The following is a 17,560-nucleotide window of genomic DNA, read 5'->3' as shown; positions in this document are numbered from 1 at the left end:
TCGCCATCCCGCCGCGTACTGCCTCGTCGAAGCCGCCGGCAGAACCCGCGGCCGGCCACGCCACAGATGTGAGAAGCCGCGCGCGGGCTGCCGGCTGCCGGAAGCCGCCGCCGGCCCTCCTCGCAGGTGGTGCGGTGCGGTTGGTCATGCCATCTCCTCGAAGGTCTGGGTCAGCGTGCCCTTGGCGTCGATCGAGTCCAGCAGGTGCCCGCGCCACTCGTCCGCGGCGTTGGGGTAGTCCTCGCGCCAGTGGCAGCCCCGGGTCTCGCGGCGCTCGTACGCCGAAGCCACCAGCGCCGTCGCCACCGTGAGCAGGTTGGTGGCCTCCCACGCGGCGTTGTGCGGCCGGCCGTGCTGCTGGCCGAGGCGGGACAGCTCCTTGGCCGTGGCCGTGAGCGAGTCGGCCGAGCGCAGCACGCCGGCGCCGCGGGTCATCGAGCGCTGCAGCTCGCCGCGGATCTCCGGGACCGTCACCCAGCCCGCCTCGCCCGTCGCGGGTGCCGGGTCGGCCTGCGGGGGCAGGTCGCGGGCGATGTCGTCGGCGATGCGGCGGGCGAAGACCAGGCCTTCCAGCAGCGAGTTGCTGGCCAGCCGGTTGGCGCCGTGGACGCCCGTGCAGGCGACCTCGCCGCACGCGTACAGGCCTCGGATCGAGGTGCGGCCACGCAGGTCGGTGCGGACCCCGCCGGAGGCATAGTGGGCGGCGGGCGCGACCGGGATCAGGTCGGTGGCCGGGTCGACGCCCGCGCCGCGCGTCGACGCGACGATCGTCGGGAACCGCTTCTCGAGGAACTCGCGGCCGAGGTGCCGCGCGTCCAGGTAGACGTGGTCGGCGCCGGTGGCCCGCAGCACCCGGTGGATGCCCTTGGCGACGACGTCGCGCGGGGCCAGCTCGGCCAGTTCGTGCTGCCCGACCATGAACCGCTTGCCGGACTCGTCGACCAGGTGGGCCCCCTCGCCGCGCAGCGCCTCGGAGATCAGTGGCCGCTGCACCGAGGTCACGCTGGCGGTGACGAACGAGGTGGGGTGGAACTGGACGAACTCCACGTCGGTGACGGTGGCGCCGGCGCGCAGCGCGAGCGCGACGCCGTCGCCGGTGGAGACGGCCGGGTTGGTGGTGGACGCGAAGACCTGGCCCATCCCCCCGGTGGCGAGCACGACCGCGCGGGCCAGGATCGCGCCGACGCCGTCCTCGCTGCCCTCGCCGAGGACGTGCAGGGTGAGGCCGCAGGCCCGGCCGTCGGGCGTGCGCAGCAGGTCGAGCACCAGCGCGTGCTCCACGAGGCGGATCCAGGGGTCCCGGCGGACCGCCGCGTGCAGCGCGCGCTGGACCTCCGCGCCCGTCGCGTCGCCGCCCGCGTGCACGATCCGGTCGGCGCGGTGCCCGCCCTCGCGGGTCAGCATGAGCGACCCGTCGTCGTTGCGGTCGAACTCGGCGCCGATGCGCATGAGCTCCCGGATCCGCGCCGGGCCCTCCTCGACCAGCACCCGCACGGCGGCCGGGTCGCAGAGCCCGACGCCGGCGATCTCGGTGTCGAAGGCGTGCGCCTCGGGACTGTCCAGCGGGTCGAGCACGGCCGCGATGCCGCCCTGGGCCCAGCGGGTCGACCCGTCGTCGATGTTGACCTTGGTGACGACGGTGACGTGCAGGCCCTGCTCCCGCAGGTGCAGCGCGGCGGTCAGGCCCGCCACACCGGAACCGACCACCAGCACGTCGGTCGACTCGGTCCAGCCGGGCTCGGGGGCGGCCAGGCGGCGGGGAAGCGCCGGCAGATCGGCGAGATGCGACATGGGCTCAGTCAACCTCGCGGGTACGACGAAATCACGGCCGGGGAGGCAAGAAGTGCCAGACGTTACTGGTACTGGACAGGGAGGGCTTTCTTGCCCTTGCCCCGCAGCGACGAGGTGAGCGTCGCGGTGTCCACCCACAGGTAGCAGCGCACGCCCCGCTCGCCCAGTGCCCAGACGTCGTCGCCGGCCGGCAGCGAGATCACTCCGGCGCGGTACTGCAGGTCCGCGTCGTCGGGTACGCCCACGTACGAGGCGATCAGCCGGCGGCAGCCGTCGTGGAAGTCGTTCCACTGCTCGTCGGTCTTCGGGTACGCCCGCTTGCCGGCGTTCCACACCCCCACGAACTCGGCGTTGTGCCGTGACGTGCAGGGCGCGGCGGGCATCGTGTCGATCTTGCCCTGGGCGTCCAGCTGCACCGCGTAGCAGGTCAGCAGCAACGACGAGCCGCGCTCCTTCAGGGCGTTCCGGAGGCTGCCGAGGCGCTGCACCAGGCCGCCGTCGTCCTCGACCGAGCTGCTCTCGACCACCTCGCACCGGAACCACCGGGCGCCGCCGGCCCACGCCGCCCGGGTCGGCTGGGTCACCCCCACCCACAGCCGGGCCACCCGCCACGGGCCGCCCACGTACGCGCTCGTCTTCTGGTCGCAGACGGCGTACGCGGCCCGCGCCCCGGCCGAGTCGTCGGCGGGCGGGGTGGGCGCCGCGGACGCCGGACTCGGATACGTGCCGACGTAGACGGTCTCCGTACGGTGCTTGATGTCGCAGTCGACCTCCTCGTACGAGGCCCGGGGCCCGAACGTGGAGAAGTTCGCGAGGTGACACGTCCCGGCGGCGGGGGTGAAGCCGGTGGGTACGCCGATCGCCGCCCACCCGTTGGTGAGGTTGCCGTCGACCCCGCCCGGGTTGCCGCACCCCGCGGCCAGCAGCACGAGGCTCAGCGCGGCGGCGAGACCCCATCGGCGTCGCCGGCCGAACTCACCCATGGTCTCCAGCCTCCGAAGCGCCGCCAGTTGTCCGATTTGCCGATCATATGGCAATAGTCGGATCGAACCGGCCGCTTCGGAGTCGGCGGCAGAGGTGGTCGGATGCGCCGCCGGCCTCTCCGGGCGAAGGCAGGGCCGCGGGACCCCTCAGCTGGCGGAGAGCGTGAGATCCCCCCGTACCAGGTCGTCGGCCATGCCCGCGACGGCCGCCGCCGGGTCCGCGCCGAGCTCGATGATCGAGTTCCGCGCGTCCACGTGCACGATCCGCGGCTGGTAGGAGCGGGCCTCCGCCGACTCCATCTGCCCGTACGAGATGAGGATGACCAGGTCACCCGGGTGCACGAGGTGGGCCGCCGCGCCGTTGATGCCGATGACGCCGCTGCCGCGCTCACCCGGGATCACGTACGTCTCGAGCCGGGCGCCGTTGGTGACGTCCACGATCGCGACCTGCTCGCCGGGGAGCAGGTCCGCCGCCTCCATCAGGTCCAGGTCCACCGTCACGGACCCCACGTAGTGCAGGTCCGCCTGGGTCACCGTGGCCCGGTGGATCTTGGACTTGAGCATCGTACGGAGCATCAGGCGGCCTCTCCCAGGAGCAGCGGAACGTTGTCGATCAGACGGGTGGTGCCGACTCTGGCGGCCACGAGCAGGCGCGCCGGGCCGGTGGCGGGCGCGGGGCCGAGCAGCGGGTCGGTGAGCGCGAGGTAGTCGACCTGCACGCCGGGTTCGTCCCGCAGGATCTTCGTGGCGGCCTCCAGGACGCGCTGGCCGTCGATCTGCAGCGCGCCCTCGCGCAGCGCGTGCGACAGGGCGAGCGCCGCCCGTCGCTGGCCGGTGGAGAGATAGCGGTTGCGGCTGGACAGCGCCAGCCCGTCGGCCTCACGGACCGTCTTCACGCCGACGATCTCCACGGCCATCTCCAGGTCGGCCACCATGCGCTTGATCAGGGCCAGTTGCTGGTAGTCCTTCTCGCCGAAGAACGCGACGTCGGCGCGGGTCAGCTGGAGCAGCTTGGCGACGACCGTGAGCATGCCGGAGAAGTGGCCGGGACGGCTGGCGCCCTCGAGGATTTCCCCCATCGGTCCCGCGGCCAGCGTGACCGACGGCGTGCCGCCCGGGTACATCTCGTCGCGGTCCGGCGCGAACACCAGGTCGGCACCCTCGGCCGTGCACGCCTCGACGTCGGCCGCGAGCGTGCGCGGGTACTTGTCGAAGTCCTCGTTCGGGCCGAACTGCAGCGGGTTCACGAACACCGTGACGATCACGAAGTCGGCCCGCTCGCGCGCCTCGCGCATGAGCTGCCGGTGCCCCTCGTGCAGCGCTCCCATGGTCATCACGACCGCGACGCGGCCGGGTGCGGCCGCGCGGGCCGCGGCCAGCTCGGCGCGGGTGTGGATCAACTTCGTCATGACGGGCTCCCCACGGTCGCATCGGCAAGGACGTCCAACAGCAGAGCCGCGTCCTGCGGGCGCAGGCGCCCCGCGGCGATCGCCCGGTCGGCGGTGCGCCGCGCCAGGGCGAGATAGGCCGGCGCGGACTCCGGCGTCAGGCGGTCGAGATGCTTGCGTACGGTGCCCGCGTCGCCCCGTGACACCGGGCCGGTGAGCGCGGCGTCGCCGAGGCTCAGCGCGTTGCTCAGAGCGGCGTGCAGCAGGGGCGACAGCACGGCGGCCGGGTCCCGTACGCCCGCGGCGCGCAGCAGGTCGGCGGCCTCGTTGACGAGCGTGACCAGGTGGTTGGCGCCGTGCGCGAGGGCCGCGTGGTAGAGCGGCCGGGCCTCCTCGGCGACCCACTCGGGGATGCCACCGAGGTCGGCGACCAGACGGGCGGCGAAGGCCCGGTCGCGAGCGGTCACGCCCCAGGCGATGCCGGGGAGCCGGTCGAGGTCGGCGTCCGCCCCGGTGAAGGTCATCGCGGGGTGCAGCGCGAGACCGTCGACCTCGCCGAGGACCGCGAGGCCGTGGGCTCCCGAGGTGTGCGCGACGACCGTACCCGCGGACAGCGCGCCGGTCGCGGCGAGACCGGACACGACGCCGCCGAGCGCGTCGTCGGGAACGGCCAGGAGCAGCAGATCGGTGGCGGCCCGGGCGACCTCGTCGGCGGGGAGGATCTCGGCCCGCGGCAGCAGCCGGCGGGCCCGCTCGCGGGAGGCGGCCGACACGGCCGCCGCGGCGACGACGTGATGCCCGGCCGCGTCGAGGGCGGCGCCGAGGACGGCACCGACCCTGCCCGCGCCGACCACGCCGACGACCAGGGATTTCGCGCGCGTGACTGCGCTCATGTGTGGATCCAGTCCTCGTGAAGGGGTACCGGTCGAGGCAAGTATGCGCCGATGTAACACGCTCGTGACAAGAGCCTGTGAACAACCGCACCGCCTAGATTGGCCCCTGTGACGAAGGTCGGGTGGCGGGTCGCCATGCAACACGCGCTGTACGGGCCGGAAGGCTTCTTCACCAGCGCGAACGACGGTCCGGCGGACCACTTCCGGACGAGCGTGCACGCCTCCCCGCTCTTCGCCGGCGCGCTCCTGCGGCTGATCGAGGCGGTCGACGCCGCCCTCGGCCGCCCGCGCACGCTGCAGGTCGTCGACGTGGGCGCCGGCCGGGGTGAATTGCTCGCCGCCCTGCATGATGAAGCTGCCCGGACGCGCCTCGCTGACCGGCTCCGGCTCACGGCGGTCGAGAAGGCGCCACGCCCGGCCCGGCTGCCCGCGGAGATTGATTGGCAGCGGACCGTGCCCGAGGACGTCGTCGGGGTGCTGCTGGCCACGGAATGGCTGGACAACGTGCCCCTCGACGTCGCCGAGGTCGATCCGGCCGGGCGGATCCGGCGGGTGCTGGTCGATCCGGCCGACGGCAGCGAGTCGCTGGGCGGCGGCATCGACGCGGCGGACCGGCTCTGGCTCGCGCGGTGGTGGCCCGGCGCCGCGGCCGGCGAGCGGGTCGAGGTCGGCTGGCCGCGCGATGTGGCGTGGGCTGACGCGGTTTCATCGGTACGCCGGGGATGCGCGCTGACCGTGGACTACGGGCACCTGCGCGACGCCCGGCCGCCGCTCGGCACGCTCACCGGGTTCCGGGGCGGCCGGCAGGTGCCGCCCGTGCCCGACGGGAGCTGCGATGTCACGGCGCACGTGGCGGTCGACGCGGTCGCGGTCAGTGTCGGTCAGCCGTACCGAATAATCACCCAGCGGGAGGCGCTGAAAGCGCTCGGTGTCGACGGCGCGCGGCCCTCGCTGGATCTGGCGCGCAGCGACCCGGCGGGCTATCTGCGCGCGCTGAGCGCGGCCGGCGCGGCGGCCGAGCTGACCGATGCCGGCGGGCTCGGCGCGCACTGGTGGCTGCTGCACGAGGTGGGGATCGACCTTCGTGGGAGCATCTAGTCCGTGAGTGACTTGCGGGAGATGACGGTCGGGACCGGCGCCGGGCTCGACACCGCCGACATGGTGCTCAACATCGGTCCGCAGCACCCCTCCACGCACGGTGTGCTGCGGCTCAAGCTGAAACTCGACGGCGAACGGGTCGTCGAGTGCGAGCCGATCGTCGGCTACATGCATCGCGGCGCCGAGAAGCTGTTCGAGGTGCGCGACTACCGGCAGATCATCGTGCTCTCCAACCGGCACGACTGGCTCTCCGCCTTCTCCAACGAGCTCGGCGTCGTGCTCGCCGTCGAACGCCTCATGGGCATGGAGGTGCCCGAGCGCGCCACCTGGCTGCGCATGGTGCTGGCCGAGCTGAACCGGGTGCTCAACCACCTGATGTTCCTCGGCTCCTACCCGCTGGAGATCGGCGCGATCACGCCGATGTTCTACGCGTTCCGCGAGCGGGAGACCCTGCAGGCGGTCATGGAGGAGGTCTCCGGCGGCCGCATCCACTACATGTTCAACCGGGTCGGCGGCCTCAAGGAGGAGGTCCCGGCCGGCTGGACGCGGCGCGCCCGCGAGGCGATCGCGCAGGTCCGCAAGCGGATGCCGGACATCGACAACCTGATCCGCCGCAACGAGATCTTCATGGCCCGCACGGTCGGCGTCGGCGTGCTCACCGCCGAACAGGCCGCGGCGTACGGCGCGTCCGGTCCGGTCGCCCGCGCCAGCGGCCTCGACCTGGACCTGCGCCGCGACGAGCCCTACCTGGCGTACGACCAGCTCGACGTGCCCGTGGTCACGCGCACCGCCGGGGACTGCCACTCCCGCTTCGAGGTGCTGCTGGAGCAGGTGTACGTGTCGCTCGACCTGGCCGAGCAGTGCCTCGACAAGGTCGACACCATCGGCGGCCCGGTCAACGTGCGACTGCCGAAGGTGGTCAAGGCGCCCGAGGGTCACACGTACGCCTGGACCGAGAACCCGCTCGGCATCAACGGCTACTACCTGGTGTCCCGCGGCGAGAAGACCCCGTGGCGGATGAAGATGCGCACGGCCTCGTACGCGAACGTCCAGGCCCTGGCGACGCTGCTGCCGGGCTGCCTGGTGCCGGACCTGATCGCCATCCTCGGGTCGATGTTCTTCGTGGTCGGCGACATCGACAAGTAGCCGCCGGGCGCGCTACCAGCGGTGGTGCTCGGCCCGGTCGCGGTTCGGCACGGCCAGCGGGTCCGTCCCGTACGCGTTCGCATCGTCGTACCGGTCAGCGCGGCCGGAACCGTACGTGGTCCCCGACCGGTACGTGCTCCGCGGCTCGTCCAGCACGTCACGGTCGTACCCGAACCCGCTCTCACCGCCGTAGTCGTAGCTCCCGGCCGAAGCGAACCCGCTGGCGTCGTACTCCTCTGCGCCGTGAGCAGTCCCGTAGCTCTCGTCGTAGTCGCCGGTCCCATAGGCGCCGGCGCTGTAGGTGCTCTGCCCGTAGTCCTCGACCTGCTCGTCCTCGGCACCGTAGGCGCTGGACGCCGAGCCGTAGGTCCCGCCCACCCCGGACGGCCGCGCGATGCCGCCCGTCGTGAGGCCGTACCCCTGATCCGCGTCCGCGGCGTCGTAGCCCCCGAACCGTGCGATGTCGGTGCCGGTGTCCGGCGCGGCGTGGCGCCGGGACGGACGCGGTTCCGGGACCGGGATGTCCTGGCTCTGATCCCAGCCGTGGTCCGGGCTCTCCGGTTCGGGGAACGCCGCGCCGCGTTGCCGGGGGAAGCCCGACGCGGAGATGGGCGGCGTCGCCCGAGGGGCCGAGACGGAGGCCGTGGCGCGCGGGGCGGAGACCGAGGCTGTGGCACGGGGGGCGGAGACGGACGCCGCCGCCCGGGGCGGGGAGACCGCGGCGGTCGCGCGCGGGGCTGGGGCCGCGGAGCTGGGGCGCGGCGCCGGGGTAGCGGAATTCGGGCGCGGCCCGGAGGCCGACGCGGCTGAATGCGATCCGGGAGTCGCCGCGCCTGGGAGCGATGCGGAAGCCGACGCGCTCGCGCGCGGCGGGGCCGAGGCTGCTGCACGCGGCGCGGAGGCTCCTACACGCGGCGCAGAAGCTCCTGCGCGCGGTGCGGGGGCTCCTACGCGCTGTGCAGAAGCTCCTGCGCGCGGTGCGGGAGCTCCTGCGCGCGGTGCGGGAGCTCCTGCGCGCTGTGCGGGAGCTCCTGCGCGCTGTGCGGGAGCGGAGGCCGCTCCCCGGGGTGCCGAGGCAGTGCCGGACACCTGAGCCGGAGTCACCGCCGCGCTGCCGGCCATGGCTGCACTACCGTGCACCGCCGCACTGCCGTGCACGGACGCGCTGCCGGCCACGGACGCGCTTCCCGGCACCGCCGCCGTCCCGGTCCGCGGCTGGGCTTCGACCCAGCCCGTCTGCGGCTCCGCCTCGGACCAGCCGGTCTGCGGCTGCACCTCGGACCAGCCGGTGTGGGGCTGGGCTTCCGGCCATCCGGTCTGTGACGGCACGAACTGGCCGCTCCCGGATCGGCTCGGCACACCGCCCACCCGCAGCTGCGCCATCTCGTCCTCGAGCGCCTGGACGCGGTGCCCGGTGGCCTGGGCGGCGGAGGCGATCTCGCCGCGCAGATCCCCGCGCAGCACGTCGACCTCCGCGGCGACCCGGTCCTCGACGTCCATCCGCAGCAGCACCGGGTCGTTGCGGATCAGCATCGCGGCGCCCAGCAGGACCACACAGACGGCCATCAGCAGCACCGCGAACCGCACGGCACCGCCGCTGCCGCCCGCGAGCACGATGATCGCAGCGATCGGGGCGAGGCCGAGGCCACCCCAGATCAGCGCCCGCAGAAGGCGGGCGCTCTGCTGCTCGGGGTCCCGGTCAGACATGGCCGCAGATGCTACCGAGAGTCGCAGCGGTTACGAAACAGGCCGAGAACGGGCAGGAGCGCCCGGACGGAGCGTAACGGCAGGTGACGGCCGCGCCGATGCATCGAAGAAAAACTTGTCTAACGCGGGGGGCCGGCCCCGGCCGGGTGAACGACCGGGGCGCGGTCCCGCGGCACGGGAGCCGACGGTCAGCCGGCCGCCAGCGCGCCGTCCGAGCTGAACACCAGGCCGACGCTGATCGTGCCCTGCTTCAGGCCCGTCTTGGTCAGCGGGCCGCCCGCGTCCAGCGACGTGAACTTGCCGGCCTGGAAGGAGTACGTGTCCACGAGCCCCTGCTGGCACTTCGGGCGCTGCGGGCACTCCGGCGGGCCGCCGAGCACGGTGGCTGCCCCGGAGCACTTCGCGGCCAGGTCGGAGAGCGTCTTCACGCCGTACTTGTCGGCGAACGCCTGGGTGGCGGCGAAGGCGTTCTGGTCCTGGGCGCTGGACGGGGTGCCGAACACGAGGCCGGCCTTGTCGCCGAGGGCCTTGAGGTTGGTCATCGTCGTGTTCAGGTCGGACGAGGACGGGTCCTTGGCGCCCTTGCCGTTGACCTTGCCCGACAGGAACGTGGCGAGGGTGGCCGCGTACTCGGGGACCACGTCGATCTCGCCCTTCTCGAGGGCGGGCTCGTACAGCTCGCGGTTGCCGATCTGCTGGACCTTCACCGTGTAGCCCGCCGCGGTGAGGACGATGTTGTAGAGCTCGCCCAGCGTCGCGTTCTCGCTGAAGTTGGCGGCACCGACGGTCAGCTTGCCGCCGGAGCCCTTCTGCAGGCCCGCCGTCAGGTTGTTGGCCGTGGCGAACTCCTGAGCGGCCGCCTTCGACGACTTGCGGTCGATGTCGACGGCCTTGTTGAGCTCGATGAGCTTGGTCGTGTCGAGCGCGGCGGAGACCTTGTCGAGCGCCGCGACGATCTGCGGGGTCGAGGCCTTCTTGTTGATGGCCGGGACGATGTTGTCGGTGTTCTGCAGGTTCTTGTCGTCGGTGAGCACGACGAGCTTGTCACCGGCGACGGGCGCGCAGCCGGCGCCCGAGGCGGAGCTGGCCGGGGCCTCGGTGCCGGAGGAGCCGGACTCGCCGCAGCCGGCGAGGATGACGGCGGCGGTCATGAGGGTGCCGGCCGTCAGGAGCAGGTTTCGACGCATACTGCCGCCTTCTGTGTCCCGGCACGGCTTGCAAGCCGTGCCGCGTGTCCGACGGGCAGTCGAAGATCCGATGCCCGCACTCTTCGGTTGTCGCACCGCGCCTGGGAAGGAGCGGCACCGTCGTTCCTAACCGGGGGGTACGACAACTAATGCCGCCCCCGGATCGGCGATGCGGATTCGTTACCCAGCCGAAGGGCGAATCCCGGCGAAACGCGGAATACGGGTCAGCCCGCCGGCGCGGCTGCGGTGGGCCGGCGACGCGCTCCCCGCAGGGCGGCCGGCGTCACGAGCCGTTGCACCGCCGCCAGCAGCGTCTCGACGAGCAGCGCCAGCAGGGCCACGACGATGCCGCCGGCCACGATCTGGCCGCCGCCGCCGTTGCTCATGCCGACGCCGAATCCCGCTGAGATGATCTCGCCCAGCCCGCCGCCGTTGACGAACGCCGCCAGCGCGGCCGTCGCCACCACCTGCACTGCCGCCGTACGCAATCCGGCAGCGAGATAGGGCACGGAGAGCGGGAGCTCGACCTGCCGCAGCAACTGGCCGCCGGAGAGGCCCATGCCCTTCGCGGCGTCGCGGGTCTCCGGGTCGATCTGCCGCAGCCCGGTGTACGCGTTGGCCAGCAGCGGCGGCACTGCGAACACCGCGAGCGCCACCACGACCGGCGGCTTGCCGAAGCCGAGCGGGGTGAGCGGCAGGATGGTGAGCAGGGCGAGCGTGGGAATCGCCAGCGTCAGGTTGGCGAGGGTGACGATCGCCCCGCCGCCGCGGCCGCGGTGTCCCAGCCAGATGCCCAGCGGCCAGCCGATGGCGCAGCCCAGCAGGACCGCCCACAGGCTGATCAGCAGGTGCTCATCCAGCCGGTCCAGCAGGCCACCGGGGTTCGTCCAGTTCAGGGGGTCGTTCAGCCAGACGAACCCCTCGCGGAAGTAGTTCACGATCGCCGCTCCCGGGCCCAGGGGGTCACCAGCCGGCCGAGGCCCGCGAGCACGAGGTCCAGTACGAGCGCGAGGCCCACGCACAGGATCGTGCCGGTCATGATCTCGGCCTTGTAGAAGTTGTTGCGGAACCCGCCGAGGATCATCTCGCCGAGGCCGCCCTTGCCGATCAGCGAGCCGACGGTCACGAGCGCCACCGTCGACACGGTGGCAAGCCGCAACCCGGTGAGGATGCCGGGCAGCGCGAGCGGCAGCTCGATGCGCACCAGGCGGCCGAAGCGCCCGTACCCCATGCCCGCTGCCGCATCGCGCACCTCGCTCGGGACCTGGGTCAGGCCGGCGAGGGCGTTGCGTACCAGGACGAGCAGGGCGTACAGGACGAGCGCGATCAGGACCGACGTGTCGCTCGTCGTGCCCACCGCCGGGGCGACGAGCGCGAGAAGCGCCAGCGACGGAATCGTGTACAGGACGCCGGAGAGTGCAAGAATCGGGCCGGTCAGCGGGCGCCACCAGTAGGCGGCGACCGCGAGCGGCACGGCGACGACGAGCGCGATGATCACCGCGCGCGCGGTGAGACCCGCGTGGAACTGCAGGGCGGAGAGGATCTCGCCGGCGTTGTCGTGGACATAGCGCCAGGAGAACCACGGATTTCCCGGCCCGTCATCAGCGGGGGCGGCCAGGGGCCACGCAGGCGCCGGGGCCCTCGACAGGAAGGACATACGTGGACGCTACCGCGATCAACGACTCCGGCGCTGGCCGGAGCGCGGCGTCTATCACGCTCGAGAACGTGGGCAAGGTCTATCCCGACGGCACCGTGGCCGTCGGCGACATCAGCCTGGACGTCGGCGCCGGCGAGCTCGTCGTCCTCATCGGCCCGTCCGGCTGTGGCAAGTCGACGATCCTGCGCATGCTGAACCGGCTGATCGAGCCGTCGAAGGGCCGCATCCTCATCGACGGCGAGGACGTGTCCCGGCAGGACCCGGTCGAGCTGCGCCGGCACATCGGGTACGTGATCCAGAACGTCGGGCTGTTCCCGCACCAGACGATCCGTACGAACGTCGGCACGGTCCCGCGGCTGCTCGGCTGGAACAAGAAGAAGACCCGCGCCCGCGCGGAGGAGTTGCTGGAGCTCGTCGGCCTGGACCCCGCGCGCTACGGCGGCCGCTATCCGCACGAGCTGTCCGGCGGCCAGCGCCAGCGGGTCGGGGTGGCCCGGGCGCTCGCCGCGGATCCGCTGGTGCTGCTCATGGACGAGCCGTTCTCGGCAGTCGACCCGATCGTCCGGTCCCACCTGCAGGAGGAGTTCCTCCGGCTGCAGGCCGCGGTCCGCAAGACCATCGTGCTGGTCACCCATGACATCGACGAAGCCGTACGCCTCGGCGACCGGATCGCGGTTCTCGGCGAGGGCGGCCGGCTGCAGCAGTACGCCACCCCCGGCGACCTGCTCAGCAACCCGGCGTCCGAAGCGGTCAGCCAGTTCGTCGGCGAGGACCGGGGCATCCGGCGGCTCGCGGTCACCAAACTGCGCGACACCATGCGGCCCGTCGGGCAGATCGAGGAGATCGAACGGCTCCCGACCGTCGACGTCGACGGGACCCTGTACGACGCGCTCGGCGTGATGCTCACGAGCGACGCGCTGAACGTGGTCGTGGTGGAGGACGGGACGCCGGTGGGCACGGTCGCCCGCTCGGCGCTGTTCGACGTACCCGATGAGCGGGCCGCCGCGCCGGCATGAGACACACCGCAGCCCGGACCGCGAGGTCCGGGCTCCGGCTCGGCGCGACGGCGAGGTGCCTGACCGGGGGCTCGGTACACCTCCGCGCCTGTGGGCGCCGGGCTCGGATGGCGGGGGCGTGCACCCGGCCCGGCGGGAGGAGGGCTAACGGGTGCCGCGGCGGCCGCCGAGCGTGGCCAGGCCGATGATCCAGCCGACGAAGAGGCCGTACTCGGCTCCGTCACCGGCGGCGCGGAAGGCGCCCAGCAGCGACGGGTTGGCCAGGAACAGCGTGGTGAGCAGCGCGGCGAAGCCGCCGGCGAAGATGTACGCCGCCCAGCCCGCGAAGAACTGGCTGATCGTGCCGCGGGCCCGGGCCAGCTGGGAACCGGGCAGCAGGTAGAGGAAGAGCAGGGTCAGCACGACAACCAGGATCGCCTTGAGGTCGGCGATGACGATCGAGCGCAGGGAGTCGTCGGAGTCGAACCGCCAGTGCGGCCACGCCAGCAGGCGCAGCCACCAGCCACCGGCGGTCTCCGGGTTGGTGTTGTCCGTGGCCCAGTCGGCGTACCAGGGGCTGCCGAAGACCAGGACGAGTATGAGCGCGGCGAGCGTGCCCGCACCCGGCGCGGATTTATAACGGTTGGTGAGAGCCATGGCCCGCTAATTCCCAGCGGGCGCTCAGTTTCAAACGACGGGCGTGAATGGGCGACCGTACGTAGTCAGTGCTTCTGCAGGTAGTCGATGAAGGCGGCCCGCAGCAGCGGCTCCTGCTCCCCGTACCCGTGTCCGGTCAGTTCACGCCACAGCGCCACGGCCTCGTCGACGGTCGGGCCGACGGTGTTGGGGGCGCCGTCGAGCGTGGCGGCGTCGTCCGAATCCGGCAGATGCTTGAACACAGACCAGAAGAAGCCCAGGTCGCGGCGCTCCCGCGCCTTCGCGAAGGCGCGCTCGCGCAGCTCCTCGGTCGGCAGGGCGTCCAGCTCGGCGAAGGTCGCGTCGGTCATGCAGCCAGCATAGGGCGTGACGGTTCGGGGTTGCGCAGGCCGGAGACGCGCTCAGCGCCCGCTGCCCCACGGCCCGGAGTCCCACTGCTCGCCCGGGCGGCCCTGCGACGCGGTGCTCGACGGGGACCACGTCTCGGGCAGGTCCGGCGACCACGTCGCGCCGTTGCCGGTGGGCACCCAGTCGTCGCCCACACCCGGCGCCGGCAGCGGGCGGCCGTACGTCTCGACCAGCCGGGTGACCAGCAGGCCCGCGCCCACAAGGGCACCCGCGATGGCGAACAGCGCGATGTCGAAGTTGCGCCGGTCGGCGTAGTCGAGGAACAGTGCGACCCCGGCGACCGCCAGCAGCGTGCCGAAGATGCCGCCGCGGCGGCCGTACGCGCTCGTGCCCGCGAGCAGCGCCGTTCCCAGCGCGATGCCGGTCCACTCCAGGCCGGTGCCCGGCACGATGGGCGTGCTGGACTGCGCGGCCATCAGCGTGCCGGCGGCGACCGCGAAGACCGACGACAGGACCAGCGAGGCGATCACCGGCACCGCCACGGCACCGCCGCGCCGGACCGCCGGGTCGCCGACCGGACGCAGCCGGCCGACCATGCGACGGATCGGTGCGACAGTGCCGAGCGCGCCGCCGATCACGGCCAGCAGCGCGAAGCCACCGAACAGGTAGAACGCCTGGTTGGCCGGGTCGTAGGTGCCCTGCACGGCCACGGGCGCCGTGCGCAGCTGGTCATACACGATGACGCCCATGGCGGCGGCCAGCGAGGCCACCCAGCCCGGCACGTGCAGCAGCAGCACGATCAGCGCGACCACCAGGCCGCCACCGGCGGCGATGGCCAGCGCCGGCACCATCGACTGGGCGAGGCCCTTGTCGCCGTTCTCCGCGTAGTGCAGCGCGGCGGCGAGGGCGATCGGACCGACCGCCAGATTGGGTACGCCGGCCCGCAGCGTCAGGCCCGCACCGAGGGTGAGCAGGCCGATCGTGGCGCCGGAGATCAGCAGGGTGTCGAGCGCGGGACGGCGCAGCGCCGCCGGATCGAGCCGGTAGAGCAGATAGGCGACGGCTGCCACGGCGAGCAGCAGCACGATCTCCCACCCGATGTGGACGCCGAGCCGGTCGCGGCCGTCGTCGCGGGCGGTGGGCTCGGCGATCGGCTCGGTGACGCGGGCTCCGGAGTCGTCCGCGTCGAGGTCACGCCGGCGGTTGCGGAAGTCGGTGGCCGCCAGCCCCGCCCGGTACGCCGCGGGATTGCTCTCCGCCTGGTCGTCACCGGTGTTCCGGCGGTACGTGGTCTCGTCGTAGGCCATGTCGTCCACCTCCTTCGCGCGGCTCAGCATACGGAAGTGAGGGGCCTACAGTTCAAGTGCAGAAACCCGGCGAAATCAGGACCGGCCGGCCCGCCTGCCCGAGTCGTCCCCGTCCTTCTGGTCCGGCTCCTTCGGCACCCGGCACGCCCGCTCCAGCCACAGCGCCGCGGCGGTGAGCGCGAGGGCGGCCACCACCCCGCCGATCGCGGCCGGTATGTCGCCCCGCGCGGCCTTGGTCGGCTCCAGCGCCAGCCAGGAGAGCAGCCCCGCGGAGAAACCGGCGAACAGCGCGCCGGCCAGCGAGGACGCCTTCGCGAGGACCACGTACCGCGCGACGGCGAGCGGGTCGACGCGGGGGGCACCGGGTTTGCGCTGAATCCGCGCGGCCGTGTTCTGCGCCAGGAACGCCTCGGCCACGGCCAGCGCCGCCAGCACGATGATCGGCAGCCACGGCAACCGCGGCATCTCGGAGTAGAAAGAGCTGAGCAGCAGCCACCCGACCGCCGCCGCTGCCAGTGCGGCCACGACCAGCGCAGAGAGACTGGTCGGCCGCAGCGACGGGTCAGGGCCCGCGCCGCCGGGGTTGTTGCTCACTCCTCCGACTCTAGTGGCAGATCCGGACGCGGGGTCATGGCGTTGGCGTCGGCGGCGAGGCCGGGTGAGTTGAGCAGGTCGGTCACCCAACCGTGGCCGGGCAGCTGCGCGTATGGCTGCAGGTCCAGCCACGGCTTGAGCACGAACGCCCGCTCGTGGGCCCGCGGGTGCGGCAGGGTCAGCTCCGGGTCGTCGCTGAGTACCGGCTGGTCGTCGTCGCCCCAGACCGTGATCACGTCGACGTCCAGGGTGCGCGGACCGAAGCGGCGCCGGGGGTCCCGTACCCGGCCGGCGGCCTGCTCCAGCGAACGGCACCGCTCGAGCCAGCTGCGCGGGTCCGCCGCCGGGTCGAGGGCCAGCACGACCGCGTTCAGGTACGGCGGCTGCTCGGCGTCGCCCCAGGGCGGTGTCTCGTACACGCCCGAGACGAGCAGGACGCTGTCGCCGAGCCCCTCGACTGCGGCCCGGAGGTGGGCGTACCGGTCTCCCAGGTTGCTGCCGATCGACAGCAGCGCGCGGCTCACCTGGTTCGCCGCAGGGTGACGGCGACGTCGGCGAACTCGTGCGGGATCGGCGCCTGCGGCTTGTGCACCGTCACGGTGGCGGCGCTGACGCGGTCGTCGTCCAGGCAGACCGTGGCGAGGCGGTCGGCGAGCGTCTCGATCAGGTTCACCGGCTCGCCCGCGATCACCTCGACCAGCCGGCCGGCCAGTTCGCCGTAGTGCACCGTGTCGTCGACGTGGTCGGACGCGGCCGCCGGGGCGAGATCCAGTTCCAGGTCCACGTCGACGACGAAGTCCTGCCCGTCGCGACGCTCGAAGTCGAATACGCCGTGGTTTCCCCGTACGCGAAGCCCGCGCAGCGAAATGCGGTCCGTCATGACTCTCTCCTCTGCAGGCGCGGGCTTCCCGTGGCGCGCCAGACAGCCAGCGCATCCACCGTGGCCCGCACGTCGTGCACCCGGACGCCCCACGCGCCGGCGGCGACGGCGAGCACCGAGGTGGCAATCGTGGCGGCTTCCCGGCCGTCCACCGGTCGCGGCTCGCCGTTCGCATCCGCCAGCAACCGGCCCAGGTACGTCTTCCGCGACGAGGCGAACAGCACCGGATAGCCCAGCGCTGTGAGTTCGTCCAGGTGGGCACTGAGCGCCCAGTTGTGTTCCGCCTTCTTGGCGAAGCCCAGACCCGGGTCGAGGATGAGGCGGCCGGGGTCCACTCCGGCGGCCACCGCGGCGTCCACGCGCTGCCGCAGCTCGTCGCGTACCTCCGCCACGACGTCGTCGTAGACGGCGAGGTCGATCATGCGGCGGGAGTGCCCGCGCCAGTGCATGAGGATCCAGGGGCAGCCCGCGTCGGCCACGACGGCGGCCATGCCCGGATCAGCCAGACCACCCGAGACGTCGTTCACCACCGCGGCGCCGGCCGCCAGCGCGGCGGCGGCCACCTCGGCGCGGGTCGTGTCGATGCTCAGCGGCACCCCGGCCGCCACCAGCTCCTCGATCACCGGAAGCACGCGGGCGGTCTCGGTGGCCGCATCGACCCGGCCGGCGCCCGGACGGGTGGATTCCCCGCCGATGTCGACGATGTCGGCACCCGCCGCCCGCAGGGCCACCCCGTGCGCGACGGCGGCATCGAGGTCGGCGTAGCGGCCGCCGTCGGAGAAGGAGTCAGGCGTCACATTCAGCACGCCCATCACGACCGGGTGATCTTGCTGAAGCAGCAGGTCGCCCGCGATCTGCCCGGTCGTTGCGCTTCCGGTCGGCTCACTCACCCCGACGACGCTACCGGCGGACGATCTTCGCACACGTGT

At 72.8% G+C, this 17,560-nt stretch carries 19 protein-coding genes; 3 read left to right on the top strand and 16 right to left on the bottom strand.

All coding sequences use genetic code 11. The features are described from left to right. Positions 1 to 144 precede the first annotated feature (144 nt). From COUCH_RS02715 to COUCH_RS02695, 5 genes are all read right to left on the bottom strand, one after another. Positions 145 to 1,791, bottom strand: a complete 1,647-nt coding sequence (locus COUCH_RS02715) for an L-aspartate oxidase (protein ID WP_249610525.1) — start codon at positions 1,789 to 1,791, stop codon at positions 145 to 147. Positions 1,792 to 1,853: 62 nt separating this feature from the next. Further along, entirely contained in the window at positions 1,854 to 2,774 is a 921-nt protein-coding gene (locus tag COUCH_RS02710; RefSeq protein ID WP_249610524.1) for a septum formation family protein, read from the bottom strand. Between the two features lie 147 nt (positions 2,775 to 2,921). Further along, entirely contained in the window at positions 2,922 to 3,350 is a 429-nt protein-coding gene (panD, locus tag COUCH_RS02705; protein ID WP_249610523.1) for an aspartate 1-decarboxylase, read from the bottom strand. Then, positions 3,350 to 4,183 carry a pantoate--beta-alanine ligase gene (panC, locus tag COUCH_RS02700; RefSeq protein WP_249610522.1) on the bottom strand — a complete coding sequence of 278 codons (834 nt, stop codon included), beginning with the start codon at positions 4,181 to 4,183 and terminating at the stop codon, positions 3,350 to 3,352. The genes panD and panC overlap by 1 nt, the downstream gene beginning before the upstream one ends. Next, positions 4,180 to 5,055: a Rossmann-like and DUF2520 domain-containing protein gene (locus COUCH_RS02695; protein ID WP_249610521.1), complete on the bottom strand. Its 876-nt coding sequence runs from the start codon at positions 5,053 to 5,055 to the stop codon at positions 4,180 to 4,182. Before COUCH_RS02695 ends, panC begins: the two co-directional genes overlap by 4 nt. Positions 5,056 to 5,190: 135 nt before the next feature. Between COUCH_RS02695 and COUCH_RS02690 the strand changes: the two genes are divergently transcribed. Both COUCH_RS02690 and COUCH_RS02685 read left to right on the top strand, forming a co-directional pair. Continuing rightward, complete coding sequence (locus COUCH_RS02690) at positions 5,191 to 6,153, top strand: SAM-dependent methyltransferase (protein WP_249613538.1); 963 nt, start codon at positions 5,191 to 5,193, stop codon at positions 6,151 to 6,153. 21 nt (positions 6,154 to 6,174) lie between these two features. Then, positions 6,175 to 7,299: an NADH-quinone oxidoreductase subunit D gene (locus COUCH_RS02685; protein WP_249613537.1), complete on the top strand. Its 1,125-nt coding sequence runs from the start codon at positions 6,175 to 6,177 to the stop codon at positions 7,297 to 7,299. A 12-nt stretch (positions 7,300 to 7,311) separates the two neighbouring features. Here COUCH_RS02685 and COUCH_RS02680 read toward each other — a convergent pair whose 3' ends face one another. The 4 genes from COUCH_RS02680 to COUCH_RS02665 all read right to left on the bottom strand — a co-directional run bounded on the left by COUCH_RS02680 (position 7,312) and on the right by COUCH_RS02665 (position 11,850). Next, positions 7,312 to 9,006, bottom strand: a complete 1,695-nt coding sequence (locus COUCH_RS02680) for a hypothetical protein (RefSeq protein WP_249610520.1) — start codon at positions 9,004 to 9,006, stop codon at positions 7,312 to 7,314. A 188-nt stretch (positions 9,007 to 9,194) separates the two neighbouring features. After that, positions 9,195 to 10,193: a glycine betaine ABC transporter substrate-binding protein gene (locus COUCH_RS02675; RefSeq protein WP_249610519.1), complete on the bottom strand. Its 999-nt coding sequence runs from the start codon at positions 10,191 to 10,193 to the stop codon at positions 9,195 to 9,197. A gap of 224 nt (positions 10,194 to 10,417) precedes the next feature. After that, positions 10,418 to 11,131 carry an ABC transporter permease gene (locus COUCH_RS02670; protein ID WP_249610518.1) on the bottom strand — a complete coding sequence of 238 codons (714 nt, stop codon included), beginning with the start codon at positions 11,129 to 11,131 and terminating at the stop codon, positions 10,418 to 10,420. Further along, positions 11,128 to 11,850, bottom strand: a complete 723-nt coding sequence (locus COUCH_RS02665; RefSeq protein WP_249610517.1) for an ABC transporter permease — start codon at positions 11,848 to 11,850, stop codon at positions 11,128 to 11,130. Before COUCH_RS02665 ends, COUCH_RS02670 begins: the two co-directional genes overlap by 4 nt. A 2-nt stretch (positions 11,851 to 11,852) precedes the next feature. Between COUCH_RS02665 and COUCH_RS02660 the strand changes: the two genes are divergently transcribed. Beyond that, positions 11,853 to 12,866, top strand: coding sequence for an ABC transporter ATP-binding protein (locus tag COUCH_RS02660; protein ID WP_249610516.1), 1,014 nt, complete (start codon positions 11,853 to 11,855; stop codon positions 12,864 to 12,866). Positions 12,867 to 13,010: 144 nt separating this feature from the next. On the opposite strand, the gene COUCH_RS02655 is transcribed toward COUCH_RS02660, so the two are convergent. The 7 genes from COUCH_RS02655 to folP form a co-directional block, all read right to left on the bottom strand. Then, the gene (locus COUCH_RS02655) at positions 13,011 to 13,502 is read right to left on the bottom strand and encodes a hypothetical protein (RefSeq protein WP_249610515.1); all 492 of its coding nucleotides are present in this window, start codon (positions 13,500 to 13,502) and stop codon (positions 13,011 to 13,013) included. Between the two features lie 65 nt (positions 13,503 to 13,567). Next, complete coding sequence (locus COUCH_RS02650) at positions 13,568 to 13,852, bottom strand: hypothetical protein (RefSeq protein WP_249610514.1); 285 nt, start codon at positions 13,850 to 13,852, stop codon at positions 13,568 to 13,570. A gap of 51 nt (positions 13,853 to 13,903) precedes the next feature. Continuing rightward, on the bottom strand, positions 13,904 to 15,157 hold the full coding sequence (locus COUCH_RS02645) for an ABC transporter permease (protein ID WP_249610513.1): 1,254 nt from the start codon (positions 15,155 to 15,157) through the stop codon (positions 13,904 to 13,906). Positions 15,158 to 15,232: 75 nt separating this feature from the next. Beyond that, entirely contained in the window at positions 15,233 to 15,751 is a 519-nt protein-coding gene (locus tag COUCH_RS02640) for a DUF3180 domain-containing protein (RefSeq protein WP_249610512.1), read from the bottom strand. Further along, positions 15,748 to 16,275, bottom strand: a complete 528-nt coding sequence (folK, locus tag COUCH_RS02635) for a 2-amino-4-hydroxy-6-hydroxymethyldihydropteridine diphosphokinase (protein ID WP_249610511.1) — start codon at positions 16,273 to 16,275, stop codon at positions 15,748 to 15,750. Before folK ends, COUCH_RS02640 begins: the two co-directional genes overlap by 4 nt. After that, entirely contained in the window at positions 16,272 to 16,631 is a 360-nt protein-coding gene (gene folB / locus COUCH_RS02630) for a dihydroneopterin aldolase (protein WP_249610510.1), read from the bottom strand. The genes folK and folB overlap by 4 nt, the downstream gene beginning before the upstream one ends. Beyond that, positions 16,628 to 17,443 carry a dihydropteroate synthase gene (gene folP / locus COUCH_RS02625; protein ID WP_249613536.1) on the bottom strand — a complete coding sequence of 272 codons (816 nt, stop codon included), beginning with the start codon at positions 17,441 to 17,443 and terminating at the stop codon, positions 16,628 to 16,630. The genes folB and folP overlap by 4 nt, the downstream gene beginning before the upstream one ends. Positions 17,444 to 17,560: the final 117 nt, after the last annotated feature.

The organism is Couchioplanes caeruleus (genome assembly GCF_023499255.1).
Taxonomy (GTDB): Bacteria; Actinomycetota; Actinomycetes; order Mycobacteriales; family Micromonosporaceae; genus Actinoplanes; species Actinoplanes caeruleus_A.
Note: the sequence above shows the minus strand (reverse complement) of the source record. Positions and strands in the feature narration are given on the sequence as shown.

Bases quoted from the DNA above. Each gene is read 5' to 3' on its own strand.
- folB (WP_249610510.1), bottom strand. From the start codon at position 16,631: ATGACGGACCGCATTTCGCTGCGCGGGCTTCGCGTACGGGGAAACCAC.
- COUCH_RS02665 (WP_249610517.1), bottom strand. From the start codon at position 11,850: ATGTCCTTCCTGTCGAGGGCCCCGGCGCCTGCGTGGCCCCTGGCCGCC.
- COUCH_RS02680 (WP_249610520.1), bottom strand. From the start codon at position 9,006: ATGTCTGACCGGGACCCCGAGCAGCAGAGCGCCCGCCTTCTGCGGGCG.
- COUCH_RS02645 (WP_249610513.1), bottom strand. From the start codon at position 15,157: ATGGCCTACGACGAGACCACGTACCGCCGGAACACCGGTGACGACCAG.
- COUCH_RS02695 (WP_249610521.1), bottom strand. From the start codon at position 5,055: ATGAGCGCAGTCACGCGCGCGAAATCCCTGGTCGTCGGCGTGGTCGGC.
- COUCH_RS02710 (WP_249610524.1), bottom strand. From the start codon at position 2,774: ATGGGTGAGTTCGGCCGGCGACGCCGATGGGGTCTCGCCGCCGCGCTG.
- COUCH_RS02715 (WP_249610525.1), bottom strand. From the start codon at position 1,791: ATGTCGCATCTCGCCGATCTGCCGGCGCTTCCCCGCCGCCTGGCCGCC.
- COUCH_RS02685 (WP_249613537.1), top strand. From the start codon at position 6,175: ATGACGGTCGGGACCGGCGCCGGGCTCGACACCGCCGACATGGTGCTC.
- COUCH_RS02675 (WP_249610519.1), bottom strand. From the start codon at position 10,193: ATGCGTCGAAACCTGCTCCTGACGGCCGGCACCCTCATGACCGCCGCC.
- COUCH_RS02690 (WP_249613538.1), top strand. From the start codon at position 5,191: ATGCAACACGCGCTGTACGGGCCGGAAGGCTTCTTCACCAGCGCGAAC.
- COUCH_RS02650 (WP_249610514.1), bottom strand. From the start codon at position 13,852: ATGACCGACGCGACCTTCGCCGAGCTGGACGCCCTGCCGACCGAGGAG.
- panD (WP_249610523.1), bottom strand. From the start codon at position 3,350: ATGCTCCGTACGATGCTCAAGTCCAAGATCCACCGGGCCACGGTGACC.
- panC (WP_249610522.1), bottom strand. From the start codon at position 4,183: ATGACGAAGTTGATCCACACCCGCGCCGAGCTGGCCGCGGCCCGCGCG.
- COUCH_RS02655 (WP_249610515.1), bottom strand. From the start codon at position 13,502: ATGGCTCTCACCAACCGTTATAAATCCGCGCCGGGTGCGGGCACGCTC.
- folP (WP_249613536.1), bottom strand. From the start codon at position 17,443: ATGGGCGTGCTGAATGTGACGCCTGACTCCTTCTCCGACGGCGGCCGC.